Genomic DNA, 16,141 nt, shown 5'->3' with positions numbered 1-16,141 from the left:
TTTTGTGCCGTTTTCTCGTCCAGAATCCGCCCACCTCGCAGCGCGCCATGCCAAATCATCCGTGGCGTGCCGTGCGCGCGGTGTCGCTAACAACTTCTTAAGCCTCGGGTGGCTCCGTGCCACGGTGGGGCGAATGCCTTGAAGGGAATTGATCGCCATGTCCTCCACGACCCTTGCCATGCCCGCCGCCCAGCCTGTGCCGCCAGCACCCACCGTACAAAACGTCCAGGTGCATCGGCGCCCAGCCACTGCCACCTCACAAGGCCCGTGGAGCGTGGAAGCCATCCAGGCGTTGCTCGACAAGCCCTTGATGGACCTGCTGTTTGAAGCGCAGACCGTGCACCGCCAGCACTGGCCTGCGGGCGACATCGAGCTGGCCACGCTGCTGTCCGTCAAAACCGGCGGCTGCCCCGAAAACTGTGGCTACTGCCCGCAGGCGGCCGAGTTCGATACGGGCGTGAAAGCCGACAAGCTGATGGAGGTGGACGAAGTGGTGCGCGCTGCCCAGGCTGCCAAGGATGCGGGGGCCACGCGCTTTTGCATGGGCGCCGCCTGGCGCGCGCCCAAGGACCGCGACATCGAAAAAGTCAGCGCCCTGATCGGTGCCGTGAAGGGCCTGGGCCTGCAGACCTGCGCCACCCTGGGCATGCTCGAATCGCACCAGGCGCAGGCCCTCAAGGATGCGGGGCTGGACTACTACAACCACAACCTGGACACCGCCCCTGAGTACTACACCGATGTGGTGAGCACCCGCGCCTACCAGGACCGGCTGGACACACTGGCGCATGTGCGCAGCGCGGGCATCAGCGTGTGCTGCGGCGGGATTGTTGGCATGGGCGAGGCGCCCGTGCACCGCGCTGGCCTGATCGCCCAGCTGGCCAACCTGCAGCCGTACCCCGAGTCGGTGCCCATCAACAGCCTGGTGCGCGTGCCCGGCACGCCCCTGGCTGACAGCGAGCCCATCGACCCGTTCGATTTTGTGCGCGTGATCGCCGTGGCCCGCATCACCATGCCCAAGGCCCGGGTGCGCCTGTCCGCAGGGCGCCAGCAGATGGGCGAAGCCGTGCAGGCGCTGTGTTTCATGGCGGGCGCCAACTCCATCTTTTATGGCGACAAGCTGCTGGTGACCGGCAACCCCGATGTCGAGGCCGACGTGCAACTGCTGGCCAAGCTGGGCCTCAACGGACACCGCACCACCACTTCCTCTGAAAGTGGGGCAGAGGAAAGCGCCGCAGGCGCCTGCTGCTGAGAGCGTGGCGGTTAGCCGCCGCTGCTGCTGACGCTGCCTTCGCCGATGACCACACCCTCGGTTGAGAGGTCCTGGGCAATGCGGTCGCGCTGCGCCTGCAGCGCATGTTCGCTGTCGGCAAACTGCTGCGCAATGCGCCGGAACTCTTCGGAGAGCGAGAGGAAGGCGTCCACCATGTCGGGGTCGAAGTGGCTACCTCGGCCGTCGCGGATGATTTCTACCGCCGTCTCGTGGGAGAAGGCGGCCTTGTACACGCGCTCGGAGATCAGCGCGTCATACACATCGGCCACCGCCATGAGCCGTGCCGACAGGGGGATGGTGTTGCCCACCAGCCCTTCGGGGTAGCCTGAGCCGTCCCACTTTTCCTGGTGGCTGTAGGCGATCTCCTTGGCGTAGCGAAAGAACGGGTTGTTTTGCGTGGTTTCGGTTTCTGCCGCCACGATGGCGTCCCGGCCCAGCGTGGTGTGGGTCTTCATGATCTCGAACTCTTCAGGCGTCAGCTTGCCCGGCTTGAGCAGGATGCGGTCGGGGATGCCAACCTTGCCAATGTCGTGCAGGGGGGCGGACTTGAAGATCACCTGGATGGCGTCTTCCGTGAGTTCGTCGCGAAAGCGCGGATGGTCCTGCAGCTTGCGGGCCAGCGCTTCCACATAGTGCTGCGTGCGGCGGATGTGGTTGCCGGTCTCGTTGTCCCGCGTTTCGGCCAGCGATGCCATGGCGCGGATGGTGGCGTCCTGTAGCTCCGCCAGGGCGCGCGTGCGGTTGGCCACCTCCTGCTCCAGAAAGTGGTTGTGGTGGGCGAGCAAATCCCGCGCTCGCTTGAGCTGCAGGTGGTTGCGCACGCGCGCCATGGTGATGGCGGGGTTGACGGGCTTGGTGATGTAGTCCACTGCGCCCAGCTCCAGCCCCACCGTTTCGTCGTCGGTGGCGCTCATGGCGGTGAGGAAAATCACCGGAATGTCTTCGGTCTCGGGGTTGAATTGCAGGCGCCGCAGCACCTCGTAGCCATCCATGTCCGGCATCATGATGTCGAGCAGGATCAGGTCGGGCTTTTCGGCCGCCACGATCTGCAGCGCGCGTTCGCCGGTGGGTGCCAGCTTGACCTTGTAGTCGGGGCGCAGGAGGTCGCTCATCATCGACAGATTGCCCGGGGTGTCATCCACCACCAGCACCGTGCATTTGCCGCTCAATTCCAATGGGCTATTCATGAACTGGGTCCTCCTTGTGTTGTATATCGTTCCCCGCCTTGCGCAGCACGTCGAGCGCATCGGCAAAGAGGTAGTTGTCGAGCAGCCGCTTCATGTCGGCGTAGGCGGGGCCCAGCAGGGCCTGAAGACTGGGGCCGGAGTCCTTGAACAACTCGATGGCGTCGGAATCACTGTCTTCCAGCAGGGCGCCAAGGCGTTCCACCAATGCGCGGGCCTGCGCGCCATCCAACGGGGTTCTGGCAGCGCTCGCCGTGCCGGGCGTGTCTGCCTCAGGGGGCAGGGCGCTCTGCAGCGCAGCCACCAGGGTCTGGCAGGCGGTGTCTACGGGCGGGAGCAGGGCTTCGAGGACGTCGGCGGTCGCGTTGTGTGCAATGGCTTGCTCCGCCGCGCCTGCCAGTTCGGCCAGACCCACCGCGCCTATGGTGGCAGCGGTACCTTTGAGCGTGTGCATGGCGCGCTGCGCCGCCTCTGGCTGGGCGGCCGCGAGGTGCGCGCGCGCTTCTTTCACTGCGCTGCCTTGTCCGGCCACGAATTTGCGCAGCAGGCTCTCATAGGCCGTACGTTTGCCGAGTACACGCCGCAGCCCGGCGGCGGTGTCCAGGCCTTCGATGTGTGTCAGCGGGTCGGGGGTGTCCGCCGGCGCCAAGGAAGGAGCGCCAGGCACCGCAGGTTGCAGGGCAACAGTCTTACCGCTGGCGCCCCCAGTGTGTGGCAGTGCAATCCATTGCAGCAGGGCGGCGAACAGCGCGTCGGGGTCAATGGGCTTGGCTATGTGGCCGTTCATGCCCGCTTCCAGGCACTGCTCGCGGTCGCCGCTCATCGCGTTCGCGGTCATCGCCAGCACCGGCAGGCGCGCCCAGGCGGGGTTCTGGCGCAATTGGCGCGTGGCGGTGAGGCCATCCATCACCGGCATCTGCATGTCCATGAGCACGATGTCATAGGTGCCTCGGGCCAACATGTCGAGTGCGGCCTGGCCGTTGTCGGCCACATCCACCACCAGCCCGGCACTGGCCAGCAGTTCGCTGCCCACCTGCTGGTTCAGGTCGTTGTCGTCCACCAGCAGCACGCGCGCCCCTTGGATCGATGTCAGGTTGGCGCCCCGTGCCGCTGAGGCTGGCAGACGCCGCCCGTCGTCCACCCGCTGCGCGCCTCCCAATGCTCGCATGGCGGCATCAAAAAGCTGAGATGGGTTGACGGGCTTGGTCAGCATCAGCCCGATGCCGGTGCGTGTGAGTTCGGCCAGAACGTCGTCACGCCCATGCGCGGTGACGATGACCGGGCGCGGAGGGTGGGGCAGTTGGGCCAGCTGGCGGGCGGTTTCAAAACCGTCCATACCAGGCATCTTCCAGTCCAGAAAGGCGATTTCGCAGGGCCTGCCTGCCAGGTCCGCGGCGCGTGCCAGGTCCACGGCCTGCGCCCCCGAACTGGCCAGCGTGACCGAAAAACTCATGCTGGACAGCAGCTCGGCCAGGATCTGCCGGGCCTGTTCGCTGTCGTCCACCACCAGCACGCGGCGGCCACGCAGGTCGGGTTCCGGCAGCAGTGGCCGCTGCACGGCCGCGCCCAAACCCAGTCGCGCCGTGAACCAAAAGGTGCTGCCCTTGCCCGGCGCGCTGTGCACGCCCACCTCGCCGCCCATCAGGCTGGCCAGTTTCTTGGAAATCGCCAGGCCCAGGCCGGTGCCGCCGTACTTGCGCGTGGTCGAGGTGTCGGCCTGCTCAAATGAGCGAAACAGGCGTGCCTGCTGTTCTTCGGTCAGGCCGATGCCCGAGTCCTGCACTTCAAAGCGCAGCAGCACGCCCTGGGCATCCCGCGCTGCTTCGCGTACCCGCACGATGATCTCGCCATCGTCCGTGAACTTGACGGCATTGTTGGCGTAGTTCACCAGGATCTGCCCCAGCCGCAGGGGGTCTCCACGCAAGTCGGAGGGCAGGTGGGAGTCCACGTCGAACATCAGCTCCAGGCCTTTGCTGGCGCATTTCTCGCCCAGCAGGTTGGCCACGTTGTCGAGCACGGCATGCAGGTCGAAATCCACCACCTCGACTTCGAGCTTGCCCGCCTCGATCTTGCTGAAATCCAGGATGTCATTGATCAGGCCCAGCAGGTGCTGTCCCGACCGCTGTATCTTTTCGACGTAGTCGCGCTGGCGCGCGGTCAGCTCGGTGGCCAGCGCCAGGTGGCTCATGCCAATCACGGCGTTCATGGGCGTGCGGATCTCGTGGCTCATGTTGGCCAGGAAGTCTGATTTCATGCGCGATGCGTCCTCTGCCTTGGCGCGGGCCACCTCCAGTTCATCCTCATGTTCCTGCAGCGCGGCGTTGGCTCGCTGCAGCTCCGTGGTGCGCTGGGCTACCCGGGCCTCCAGGGCTTCCTCGTTGCGCTTGAGGGCTTCCACCAGTTCGGCCTGGGCCTCCAGGGCCTGAGAAGTGGCCTTTTCACGCTGGAGGAACTGGCGCGCCATGGCAATGGCCAGCAAAAAGGTCAGGATGGCCTGGAACGCGGTCAGCCCGGTGGTCAGCAGGGTCTGGTGCTTGACCTCTTCGTTGCGCCGGTCGCCCAGCAAGGCGGAGATGCGCGATGCCTGCAGCGACAGCTCTTGAACGATGTCGCGCAGCTTGTTCAGCTCGGCCCGCAACAGACGCATATTTGTCTGGCTCGATGCCGCGTCCACACTCTGCCCGAAATGGTTGTCCCCTGCGGCGACAAACTTCTGCAGTGCTTCCAGGGCTGTGGCGTAGATCGGTTCCTCCTGCATCAGCGTGCGGGCGGTGCCGCTCTCCAGCGCGCTGAAGCGGCTCAGGAACAGGTCATAACGCAGCTCCAGCCGGTCCATGGGCAGGCTGGGCGGGTCCAGCTCGAACTGGTGCAGGGCGTGGTCGAGTTTTTCGTACTCCACATTGAGCTGCAGGAATGACCACAGGGCATTGACGTCGCCCCGGCGCATGACCGCCTCGACGCTGCGGTACTGGTGGTACTGCACCCCGGCAATGGCCACATACGCCACCACCAGGCCCGCGATGATCAGCCGCAGAAAGTGCTTGCCCCGGATCATGGTGTGGTTCCTGGGAAGTTGGGAGGAGGGGGTGGACTAGCGAATTCGCAGGATATGGAGCTGCCAGGCGGCGCGGTTGTAGTACAGCTCGCTGCGCAGCTCTGCCTTGGTGTCAAACGGATAGACAATGAAAAGCGGCCCCTTTTCGCGCACACGCATGGGGCGGTTGTTCATGAGCCGGGCAACGATCACGTCGTGGCGCGTGGCATCGTCGATGGGGATTTCCGTCTTGTAGTCGTTGAGCGCCACCGCTGTGATGTTCTTGCCCTTTGCGCCCACGGCCGCCAGCACATCGCGCAGCAGGGGGCCAGTGAAAGTGACGGCGCTGGGGTACCAGGGGGTTTGGGTGGAGAAGCTGTGCTGGGGCAGCTTCTCCAGCATGGCCATGTCGAACTGGGCTTGCGAGCCGTTGTTGGTCTGGCTGATCGCGCCGTCGATGGTCAGAACGACCGTGCCGGTGGGTTTGTCCAAAGCGTGGGCCTGGGGCAGCGTCGCCGCAGCGACTACAAACACTGCGATGCCCAGCCACAAGGCAACGCGTGCCCCTGAAAGACTCGTATGCATAACGCTCCCCCTTTTGCAACAGTCTTGCAGACAGTTGCCCAAAATGTAAATCGTTTTCTAGCAGCATGGGTCTTGTGATGCACCAGCGACGCAGATGAGTACCCATACCAGGGCTGCGCTCACACGGCATAGCAGGACATACCCTGCCTGTGCACTCGCTGCAAGGCCGTGACAAGCTCAAAGGGGATAAGTACAGTGGGTAGCAGGTCCGATATTCCAAAGCAGGTTTGTCGCCTGCGCCAATTATTCGGGAGGGAGGTGCATGGGCTCACGAAAGCTCTGCAAGCGTTGGCCCCCAATCTGCGCAATGCAGCGCCGTCGGTAGTGAGGCCACAGAGGTCCTCAATGCGCCGCACAGCCCTGCATCGCATAACGTGGTCGCATCATTTCCGTGTTGGCAAGGCATCTCACCATGGGTAGTTTCGATACTGAAGACCGGCCGTTTGAACAGGAAATGGCACTTTCTGAACCCGACTACCGGCTGTTGGTAGATCAGGTGCAGGCGGCCGTCTTTGTGATTCAGAAGGGGCGGTTCCTTTTTGTGAATCCCAAGCTCCTGGAGCTTTTCGGATACTCCAAGGAAGAGATGCTCAGAGGCATGGATCCCATGCTGCTGTGCGTGCCCGAGCACCGGGACATGGTGCGGGAGCAGACGAACGCCCGGGTAGCGGGGGTCCCAGGCAAAGCCTATGAGGTCGAATGCCTGCGCAAGAACGGCGAGCGGTTCAGCGCCCAGGTCTGGGGCGTGCGCATTTTTCTGTCGGCGCAAGCAGCGGACTTGGTCACGTTGCATGACGTCAGTGCAATCCAGGCGGCCACGCGGTACGCGCAGCAGCGTGTTCAGCTGTTTCGCAATGCTGAAGAGCTTGCGCGCATTGGTTCTGCGGAGGTGGACTTGGTGTCCGGGACGGTCACCCTGTCGTCGGGCATGCATGCCATCTTGGGAATCCCGCTCACCGAGACGCCCCCCGGTACAGACTGGCTGCTGGCGCGCGTACCTTCGGTAGAGCGCCCCTATGTTCAGGCCATCAGCGAGGGCGTTTCCCCCGACGACGTCTGTGAGTTCCAGCACCGTATTGTTCACACCGACGGCAGCTTGCGCACGGTGCTGCACCGGGTCCTTGCCGAGGCCGATGAAGGCGGAAAGGTGATCAGGACGGTCACACTCCTGCAGGACATCACGCTGCAGCGGGCGGCTGAACAGAAACTGGACAAGCTCGCGAATACCGACGAAATCACCGGGCTGCCGAACCGCAACGCGCTGACGGAATACCTTGATACCAAAATGCGCGAGGCCGCGCGGGGAGGGCGGCACATTGCGGTCCTGAGCGTTGAGATTGACAGACTCAAGCTTGTCAGTGAATCACTGGGTCACGCGGCTGGGGACCAGTTGCTCATGGAGGTCGGCAGACGGCTCCAGCCCCAGGTTTCCCAGGACGATCTGCTGGCGCACTTTGGAAGCGGCGAGTTTTCCTTGGTGCTGGCACGGGAAGAGTCTGTGGATGAAGCCATGGCACGGGGCACCGCCGCCTCATTGGTAGATGCGCTGTCCCTTCCAGTTGCCATTGGCGACAACGAGATCAAGGTGACCTGCGATATCGGAATATCCCTCTACCCCGTGCACGGGGATGATCCTGAAAAACTGCTCCAGCAAGCGCAAGCGGCGATGTATCGCGCCCATGAGCTGGGCAAGAACCAAATCTGCGTTTTCAGTTCGGGCATGCATTCCAAGGCGATCTCCAGGCTTGTCATGGAGTCGGGATTGCGTCGAGCTTTGGAACGCAACGAGTTTGAACTGCATTTTCAGCCCAAACTCGAATTGGTCAGCGGGTCCATCATTGGTGCCGAGGCATTCCTTGAATGGAAATCCCCCGATGGCGCATTAATTTCCCGGTCCAGCTATATCCGGGCCGCTGAAGAAACCGGCCTGATCGTGCCGATCGGTGAATGGGTTCTGCGCACCGCCTGCCTCCAGGCGCTGGAATGGCAGCGCGCTGGTCATTCCATGTGCCGGGTTGCCGTCAACCTGTCGGCTCGCCAGCTTCAACAACCCGATCTGGCTCAGAAGATAGAAAAGATCCTCATCGAAACCGGCCTTGATCCAAGGCTGCTGGGGCTGGAGATCACCGAGGGTGCGCTCATGGGGGAAAGCACTCGCATCGCGCGGATTTTGGGTGACCTCAAGACGCTGGGCATCGAGATTTCGCTGGATGATTTTGGCACCGGCTATTCCAGCCTGAGCTACCTGCGCACACTGCCCATTGACGTTGTGAAGGTAGACCGCTCGTTTGTCCACGACGTCACGGCAGCTTCTCAAGACGTGTCCATCACGCGCGCGATCATCAACATGGCGCACAGCCTGCAGATGAGAGTGTTGGCAGAAGGTGTTGAGACCGAGGGGCAACTGGCGTTGCTCATCGCCAACGGCTGTGACCAGATGCAAGGGCACTATTTCAGCGGACTGCTAACGGCCGACGCCATGGGTTCCCTGTTGCGTGAAAGCAAGGCCTTGCCTGAGCACTTGTTATTGCGCCGCGCCCAACAACGTACCTTGTTGCTCGTTGATGACGAGGACAGCATTGTTTCTGCGTTGCGCAGATTGCTGCGTCGGGATGGCTATCACATCGTGACGGCCAACAGCGGGGCGCAAGGTTTGCAAAGGCTGGCCGAAAACTCGGTGGATGTGATTGTCTCGGACCAGCGGATGCCCGGTATGACGGGGGTGGAGTTCCTGCGCCGGGCCAAGGAACTGTATCCAGACACCGTACGAATGGTGCTGTCTGGCTACACGGAGCTTCAGTCCATCACCGATGCGATCAATGAAGGGGCTATCTACAAGTTCCTCACAAAACCATGGGATGACGAGCGGCTTCGCGGGCATGTGGCGGAAGCGTTCTCCCAAAAGGGAATGGCCGATGAGAATCGGCGGCTGGCGAGCGCAGTTCTGCGAGCCAACGAAGAACTCACTGCCGTTAACGACCGTTTGCAACAGTTGCTAACGAATCAACGTGAGCAAATTCACCGCGAAGAGAGTAGCCTGAGCGTCGCACGGGAGGTCTTGGATCATATTCCTGCGGCGATCATTGGGGTGGACCTGGAGGGTATGGTGGCATTTGTGAATGCAGATGCAGAAGCACTGTTTGGAAGGACCACCGCGTTGTTGGGACAGGATGCGGACGACGTGCTACCGGCAGATCTGCGCCATGTATGGCGAGCCGCCGATCAGAGCTACCACGATGTGCAACTCGCCAGAGAGACGTTTCGCGTTGTATGCCGCTCCATCGGAGGAGAAAATCACTCACGAGGTCGATTGCTGGTCTTGGTGCCAGGCAGTGCGGCTTGAACTCTATGCGCGCCCATGCAAGCTCTTGCTACCACCACTGAACGGGTTCCGGAGGGACTACTTTTAGCGCAGCCCGTACTGGATGCCCATGCGCAACTTCTGTTGCCAGAGGGGACGCCTGTCACGCGCGAAATTCTCAACAACTTGCAGCATCGAGGTATCGACGCGATTTTTGTGAATGCCCCCGAGGAGCTAGCACAGCGCAATGGAAAAGTGGATCCGGTTGAGCAACGGGTACTGACGGAACAGCGTTTGCTGCATTTGTTCAGGCCTGCCCTGCGGGCAGGGCAGCTCAACCCTTTGCTGCACATGATTTTGAGGCACCGGCTTGAGGAGAGGCCATGAAGCAACTCACTGCGGATGCAATCTTGCACAGCGTGCACGGATTGCCTGCCTTGCCAGCAGTCGTGCTGGAGTTGATCCAGTCCTTTGGCGACAGCGATGTTTCGGCGGAGCAACTGGCCATAAAGATATCGCACGACCAGGCCATTGCCGCGAAAACCCTTCGACTTGCGAATTCTTCCTTCTACGGGTTGCCGCGTCAGGTCACTTCGATCACTGAGGCTACGGCAATCCTGGGGCTGCGCACATTGCGCGGCGTGGCAACGGCCGCAGGCCTTGTCAGCGGGTTTGCCAAGTCGCGCTGCCAAGGCTTCGATTTCGATGCGTTCTGGTGCCATTCCATCGGTACGGCGCTTACCTGCCGGGCCCTGGCGCAGCGCACCCGATTGGATGAAGACGCCGCGTTTACGTTGGGGCTGTTGCATGACATTGGGCGCTTGGTTCTGGTCAGCTCCTATGAGGAGGAATATGCCCAGGCCATTGCATATCGGGCAGAACATGACTGTTTCATGCATGTTGCAGAACAGCATCAATTTGGTGTTGACCACGCAGAGGTCGGCGGCCTCATCGCTGAGCATTGGCACTTTGCCCCAGAGATCGTCGCAGCCATCGCATGCCATCACCGGCCTCGGTCCCATGCTGGCAAAGGGCTTGTGGATCTCGTCCATGTTGCTGACAACATTGCCCATGGCCTCGATCTTTCGCACCAGGAAGATGACATGGTGCCGCTGCTGTCACTGGATGCCTGGGGCAGGCTCGCGCTGGGTGAGAAGGACTACAGGGAAGTTTTTGACACCGTTGCTGAACAACACGACGTCGTCTGTCACGCGTTGCTGGCCTGAAGGAGGGTTGACATGAGTTCTCACGATCCGCTATTGGCTGAGGCCGCAAACACGACATCCTCGCAGCCCACTGCCGCCGATGTCACGGCAGACCGGGTCAAGGAACTGCTGCGCTCCAATGAGGAGCTGATGCAACTGAATGCCAAACTTTCGGATGCACAGGACAAGCTCATGCAGTCGGAAAAAATGGCCTCCATCGGTCAACTGGCTGCCGGAGTGGCCCACGAAATCAACAATCCGATTGGATTCATATTCTCTAATTTCGGGACTCTCGAACGCTATCTGGGTGATCTTTTTCAGATGCTCGCTGCCTATGAAGAGGCCGAGTCCGCATTGGCAGGCACTCCGGCAGCAGCCCGACTGAGGGCACTGCGCGAAAAGATAGAACTGGACTTTCTGAAGGAGGACATCCCCTCGTTGATGGCAGAGTCGAAGGACGGCATCACGCGGGTGCGCAATATTGTCCAGAACTTGAAGGACTTCTCCCGGGTGGACACCTCGCAAAAGTGGGTCCTGGCCGATTTGCACCATGGCATTGATTCCACACTGAACATCGTCAACAACGAAATCAAATACAAGGCGGAGGTCGTCAAGGCGTACGGTGAACTCCCGGATATCGAGTGCCTTCCGTCTGAACTCAATCAGGTTTTCATGAACCTCCTGGTCAACGCTGCGCACGCCATCCAGGCAGACAGGGGCGTCATCACTATCAGCACCGGCGCTGACGACAGCCGGGTGTGGGTGGAAATACAGGATACCGGCGAGGGCATTGCCAAAGAGAATCTTGGAAGAATTTTCGACCCGTTCTTTACCACCAAAGCGGTGGGCAAAGGGACCGGGCTTGGACTGTCTCTTTCCTATGGCATCGTCAAGAAGCACTTTGGCAGCATTGACGTGTTCAGCGAGCAGGGGGTTGGGACTCGTTTTCGTGTCACGCTGCCGATTCAGCACCCGCAGGAGGCTTGAGGTGTGAATTCCCCTATCGACGTCACCGCCTTGTCAGGGGCGGCTTTGCAAGAGGAGGGCGCCAGCCTGCAGGGCGGTGGTCAGCGCGTCTGGCGCATTCTGTGCGTGGACGACGAGCCCAACATTGTGGCCTCGCTCAGGCGGCTGTTTCGTGGCAGCGGATACCAGGTGACAACGGCCACGAGTGGTGCACAAGCCATTGCGCACCTGGAGCAAGAGCCTGTGGATCTGGTCTTCTCCGACATGAGAATGCCCGGCATGAGCGGGGCCCAGTTGCTGGAGCAGATACGGGTGCGGTGGCCCAAAACGACACGCGTACTGCTCACAGGCTACGCTGACATTGGGTCAACCATCGCGGCCATCAACAGCGGGGAAGTCTATCGGTACATCACCAAGCCGTGGGATGACGGTGAGGTGCTTGCCACGGCTCACCAGATTTTTGAGCGGCATGCCCTGGAAGACGAAAAAACCCGGTTGGAAGAACTGCTCAGGGCCAAAAACCAGGCCTTGATGGAATTGAATGAAACGCTGGAGGAAAAGGTTGCGGCGCGCACCAGCGAGTTGCTCCAGCTCAGTCAAAAGATCAAGAAAAACTACCTTACCTCCATCAAGGTGTTTTCCAACCTCATGGAGTGGCGAGGTGGGCAACTCTCCGGCCACTCGCGCCGTGTGGCGGATCTGGCCCGTCGCACCGCACGGGCCATGAACATGGCGGAAGCGGATCAACAGGACGCGTTCATCGCAGGGCTCATGCATGACATTGGGCAGATTGCCTTGCCTGACACCTTGCTGGCCAAACCGGTCCCCAAGCTTTCCGATGAAGAAACTGCGCAATACCGACGGCATGCCGTTCTGGGAGAGCAGGCACTGATGGCGCTGGATGACATGCAGACGGTGTCCAACATCATCCGCAGCCACCACGAGCGGCACGATGGGCTCGGATATCCAGATGGCCTGGTCGGGGAGATGATTCCAATGGGGGCCTGCATCCTCGCTGTGGCAGATACCTACGATGATCTGCAGATCGGCCATCTCAGCTCCACCCCCCTGAGTGCTGCAGACGCACGATCAATGATTGCCAGGGGCAGGGGAACCCAGTTTCATCCCGAAGTGGTGGATGTGTTCCTGCAGATGCTCCTGAAGGCTGCGCCCGTTGCAGACGCTCCGCCGCGCATGCTGCGAACGGTGCAACTTCAACCCGGCATGATCCTGGCGGGCGATCTGTTATCCAGCGAAGGCGCCGTGTTGCTTGCCGCCGATCACGTGCTCACCGCCGAATTGATCAAGCGGTTGCGATTGCGCGAAGGGCGGGACGATGTGGAAATGATCTTGCCCATAAAACCGTAACGGAGAGGGAGCCAGCCATGCAGAGAATTCTCTTGCTCGATGATGAACACCACGTCTTGGCTGCAATCAAGCGCAGTCTGCGGGCGGGACTCGGTTCTGACCTCCGCATTGAAGAGACCGTGGATCCGGAAGTTGCCTTGGCCAGACTGAGAGAGACCGCCTTTGACGTGGTGATCTCGGACTTTAGGATGCCGCTCATGACTGGCGTGGAGTTTCTGGGTCTGGTGCGAACCATTCAGCCCAAGGCAGTCCGGATGGTTTTAAGCGCGTCGTCCGATTCGGAGAACCTGATGCGAGCCGTCAATGACGCAGAAGTCTTTCGTTATCTGTTGAAGCCCTGGGATGAAAAAGACCTGCTTGGTCACGTCCGCTCAGCCCTGGAGAGAGCTGATCAACTGCGCCATGAAAGTGAACTTGCCGACGTGGGGCGGCATGAATTGGGGCAGCTCAGTGCAACGGAGATGGAGCGCCGTCGATTGGAAGCCATGGAACCCGGATTGACACAGGTGACCTGGGGCCCCAATGGAGAGGTTTTGGGCCCCGAGAACTAGCGTTACGCCTTTTGTGCTGGGCAGCGTCGTGGTGTCAGGACGCTGGATTGCATAACCTGGAAGTCTGCCAAAAGACCGTGGATAGAATGTTTGTTATTTAACATAATATACATCGTATCTATTTTAAAGATAGCGTCACATCGGATCGTGCCATTCCTTATGATGGCCCACCAATCGCACGAGAAGGCGCCATGAACATCGACACCACGTCTTTGATTCGGGACATGGGAATGAACGCGGGCCTGCTGTGTTTTCTGGCCGCGCTGTACAGCATTGTTCTGAGTGGCCTGCGCCATCCCGACCTGGGCATCAGGAAGGCGCGGCAACGATGGTTGCCCTGGATCACAGGGCTCATGTTTGGAGTCATCGGCATCCTGACCATGCTCGTGCCTTTGCGGCTGGCCGAAGGCGTGATCGTTGACGCCAGGTTGGTGATGGCGGGCCTGGCCGGCGCCTATCTGTCGCCGCTGGGTGCTGTGCTGTGCGCTGTGGTGCTCGGCGCCTACCGGCTCAGCCTGGGCGGCATCGGCAGCGGCCCGGCCATGGTCGGTATTGTTTTGACCACGGGTATCGGGTGGCTCTGGCAGCGCCACAGGCCTTACTTTTCTCCACAGCGTTTTGGAGCCTTTTCCGATGGGGTCTGGCTAATCGGACTCGGCTTGAGCCTGGCGGCCGGCGGCATGCTGGCGATACAGACCTTGCCGCCAGAAATTGCGCGGGCAGTCACGACGCGCTCCTGGATGGCTGTGGTGGTGATCTACCCCATCGGCACGGTGCTGCTGGGGTTCCTACTGGACAACACGCAAAAACTCAACCAGCGCGAAGAGACCCTGGAGCAGACAGCCGAGACCTTGAAGACCATGCTGGCCGAAGCGCGGCAGGCCGCCAGCGTTTTCGTCAACAGCAAGGACACGATTGCCATAGTGCAACCGGACGGCACCGTGCTGGATGTCAACCCGACCTACAGCAACGTGCTGGGCTACTCGCGCGAGGAGCTGATTGGCAAGTCATCTGCCGTCCTGCGCCTTGATGAAGGGGGCGAATCCACATTCCTGCGCCGCGTCGCACAGGCCATCGAGCGAGACGGCCGATGGCATGGCGAACTGGTCAGGCGCCGCAAAAATGGCGAGGCCTTTGTCTCGGAGGTCACCATCGAAGGCATCAAGGACCCGGACGGCGTCGTGCGCAAATGGGTCTCTGTGGGTAAGGATGTGACCGAGCAGCGCCGCCTGGAGCAGGCCCTGCAGCAGTTTGGCAACTACGACGCCCTCACCGGCCTGTCCAGCCGCCGCCTTTTTGCCAAGGAGCTGAATGCGACCCTCCAGAAACGCATCGAAACCAATGGCATCCTGGCCCTGTGTTTGCTGGACATCGACCAGTTCAAGGACCTCAACGAGCAATGGGGGCAGCCCCTGGCGGACCAGTTCCTTCGGGTATTTGCACAGCGCCTGCGGGCCGAGGCGGGACCAGACAACCTCATTGGCCGCATTGGCGGCGATGAATTCGCCGTGGCACTGAAAGACTGCGCGCACACCGAAGCCGCCCTGCAGCGGCTGGAGGGCCTTCGCCAGTCGCTCGCGAGGACGGCCGTTCTGGACAATGTGCAACTGCGCCTGACCTGCAGTGCCGGGGTCACGTTCTATCCCGATGATCTGGGGGACGCTGACGGCCTGCTGCGCCATGCAGACCTGGCGCTGTATGCGGCCAAGGAACAAGGCAAGGACCGGATCGCGGTGTTCGACGTCCAGCAGGGCCAGCGGCTGCAAGCGCGCAGGCACACGGCCAAGCTGGTCGAGGACGCCCTGCTGCAAGGCGAGATGGAGCTGTTTTTTCAGCCCAAGGTCAGAATCTCGGATGGGCAGGTGATTGGTGCCGAATCCTTGATCCGGTGGCACCATCCCGAGCGAGGGCTGCTGGCGCCGGGTGCGTTTATGGACGACATTGTGGGCACCCCTGCTTCCGGCAAACTGGACTATTGGGTGCTGGACGCTGCATTCAAAGCCGGGCACACGCTCGTCACCCAGGGCTGCCCCCTGCCCTTGAGCATCAACATCGCAGTGCCCACACTGATCGACAGCCGGTTTCAGCAGGAAGTCGCGCGACTGCTCAAGCGGCACCCATCCTTGCCCCAGCCCTTTCTGGAGGTCGAGTTGCTGGAAACCGAAACCTTCAACGACCTCTCGGCCGTGGCCTATGTCATCCAGGGGCTGGACGAGCTGGGTGTGCAATGCTCCATCGACGACTTCGGCACGGGCTACTCATCGCTCACCTATCTGCAACGCCTGCCCGCACAGATCGTGAAGATCGACCAGTCCTTCGTGCGCGAGATGCTCGACAACGAGCGCGATCGTGCCCTGGTGCGCGGCATCGTGAGCCTGGCCCATGCGTTCAACCGCACCGTGGTGGCGGAAGGTGTGGAGACCACGGCCCATGCCGGGGCACTGCGCGATCTGGGGTGCGATGGCCTGCAGGGCTATGGCATTGCCAGGCCGATGCCGCTGCCGGATCTGATCCGCTGGATCCGGGCGTGGCAGCCGCCGCCGGAGTGGGTTGGTGCCCCGCAGCCGGTGCGCTGACGGTCTGCGGGGCTTCCTTGCAAACCCCGCAGAAAGCGAGAACAGGCATTGATCGCCCTCGGGCCCGCGCACTGGCGGTAACTCGAAGCTAATGCAGGTTT

11 protein-coding genes are annotated in these 16,141 nt (G+C 61.4%); 8 read left to right on the top strand and 3 right to left on the bottom strand.

All coding sequences use genetic code 11. The features are described 5' to 3' along the window. Positions 1–148 precede the first annotated feature (148 nt). On the top strand, positions 149–1,249 hold the full coding sequence (gene bioB, locus LPA35_RS04780) for a biotin synthase BioB (protein ID WP_228895407.1): 1,101 nt from the start codon (positions 149–151) through the stop codon (positions 1,247–1,249). Positions 1,250–1,260: 11 nt separating this feature from the next. Here the strand turns inward: bioB and LPA35_RS04775 are convergent, their stop codons facing one another. Genes LPA35_RS04775 through LPA35_RS04765 form a run of 3 tightly spaced genes read right to left on the bottom strand, consistent with a single transcriptional unit; the run spans position 1,261 to position 6,073 of the window. Then, positions 1,261–2,457 (bottom strand): two-component system response regulator, encoded by a 1,197-nt coding sequence (locus tag LPA35_RS04775; RefSeq protein WP_228895405.1) that lies wholly within the window; start codon positions 2,455–2,457, stop codon positions 1,261–1,263. Then, positions 2,450–5,509 (bottom strand): response regulator, encoded by a 3,060-nt coding sequence (locus LPA35_RS04770; protein ID WP_228895403.1) that lies wholly within the window; start codon positions 5,507–5,509, stop codon positions 2,450–2,452. Before LPA35_RS04770 ends, LPA35_RS04775 begins: the two co-directional genes overlap by 8 nt. A gap of 36 nt (positions 5,510–5,545) precedes the next feature. Beyond that, positions 5,546–6,073: a molybdopterin-dependent oxidoreductase gene (locus LPA35_RS04765; RefSeq protein ID WP_228895400.1), complete on the bottom strand. Its 528-nt coding sequence runs from the start codon at positions 6,071–6,073 to the stop codon at positions 5,546–5,548. A 412-nt stretch (positions 6,074–6,485) separates the two neighbouring features. Between LPA35_RS04765 and LPA35_RS04760 the strand changes: the two genes are divergently transcribed. From LPA35_RS04760 to LPA35_RS04730, 7 genes are all read left to right on the top strand, one after another. Beyond that, the gene (locus LPA35_RS04760; protein WP_228895398.1) at positions 6,486–9,416 is read left to right on the top strand and encodes an EAL domain-containing protein; all 2,931 of its coding nucleotides are present in this window, start codon (positions 6,486–6,488) and stop codon (positions 9,414–9,416) included. Positions 9,417–9,431: 15 nt separating this feature from the next. Further along, positions 9,432–9,761 (top strand): hypothetical protein, encoded by a 330-nt coding sequence (locus LPA35_RS04755; protein ID WP_228895396.1) that lies wholly within the window; start codon positions 9,432–9,434, stop codon positions 9,759–9,761. Continuing rightward, entirely contained in the window at positions 9,758–10,600 is an 843-nt protein-coding gene (locus tag LPA35_RS04750) for an HDOD domain-containing protein (protein ID WP_228895395.1), read from the top strand. The genes LPA35_RS04755 and LPA35_RS04750 overlap by 4 nt, the downstream gene beginning before the upstream one ends. Positions 10,601–10,612: 12 nt before the next feature. Next, positions 10,613–11,566, top strand: a complete 954-nt coding sequence (locus tag LPA35_RS04745; RefSeq protein WP_228895393.1) for an ATP-binding protein — start codon at positions 10,613–10,615, stop codon at positions 11,564–11,566. 3 nt (positions 11,567–11,569) lie between these two features. Continuing rightward, positions 11,570–12,913, top strand: coding sequence for an HD domain-containing phosphohydrolase (locus LPA35_RS04740; protein WP_228895391.1), 1,344 nt, complete (start codon positions 11,570–11,572; stop codon positions 12,911–12,913). 17 nt (positions 12,914–12,930) lie between these two features. Further along, the gene (locus LPA35_RS04735) at positions 12,931–13,464 is read left to right on the top strand and encodes a response regulator (protein ID WP_055397897.1); all 534 of its coding nucleotides are present in this window, start codon (positions 12,931–12,933) and stop codon (positions 13,462–13,464) included. A 191-nt stretch (positions 13,465–13,655) separates the two neighbouring features. Next, a complete protein-coding gene (locus LPA35_RS04730; RefSeq protein ID WP_228895389.1) occupies positions 13,656–16,040 on the top strand; it encodes an EAL domain-containing protein in 2,385 nt (794 codons plus the stop codon). The last annotated feature ends 101 nt before the right edge of the window (positions 16,041–16,141 follow it).

The organism is Acidovorax sp. Leaf73, from assembly GCF_916855635.1.
Classification (GTDB): Bacteria; Pseudomonadota; Gammaproteobacteria; order Burkholderiales; family Burkholderiaceae_C; genus Acidovorax; species Acidovorax facilis.
Note: the sequence above shows the minus strand (reverse complement) of the source record. Positions and strands in the feature narration are given on the sequence as shown.

Coding starts and splice junctions, on each gene's coding strand:
- LPA35_RS04730 (WP_228895389.1), top strand. CDS start 13,656: ATGAACATCGACACCACGTCTTTGATTCGGGACATGGGAATGAACGCG.
- LPA35_RS04765 (WP_228895400.1), bottom strand. CDS start 6,073: ATGCATACGAGTCTTTCAGGGGCACGCGTTGCCTTGTGGCTGGGCATC.
- LPA35_RS04750 (WP_228895395.1), top strand. CDS start 9,758: ATGAAGCAACTCACTGCGGATGCAATCTTGCACAGCGTGCACGGATTG.
- LPA35_RS04735 (WP_055397897.1), top strand. CDS start 12,931: ATGCAGAGAATTCTCTTGCTCGATGATGAACACCACGTCTTGGCTGCA.
- LPA35_RS04770 (WP_228895403.1), bottom strand. CDS start 5,509: ATGATCCGGGGCAAGCACTTTCTGCGGCTGATCATCGCGGGCCTGGTG.
- LPA35_RS04755 (WP_228895396.1), top strand. CDS start 9,432: ATGCAAGCTCTTGCTACCACCACTGAACGGGTTCCGGAGGGACTACTT.
- LPA35_RS04760 (WP_228895398.1), top strand. CDS start 6,486: ATGGGTAGTTTCGATACTGAAGACCGGCCGTTTGAACAGGAAATGGCA.
- LPA35_RS04775 (WP_228895405.1), bottom strand. CDS start 2,457: ATGAATAGCCCATTGGAATTGAGCGGCAAATGCACGGTGCTGGTGGTG.
- LPA35_RS04745 (WP_228895393.1), top strand. CDS start 10,613: ATGAGTTCTCACGATCCGCTATTGGCTGAGGCCGCAAACACGACATCC.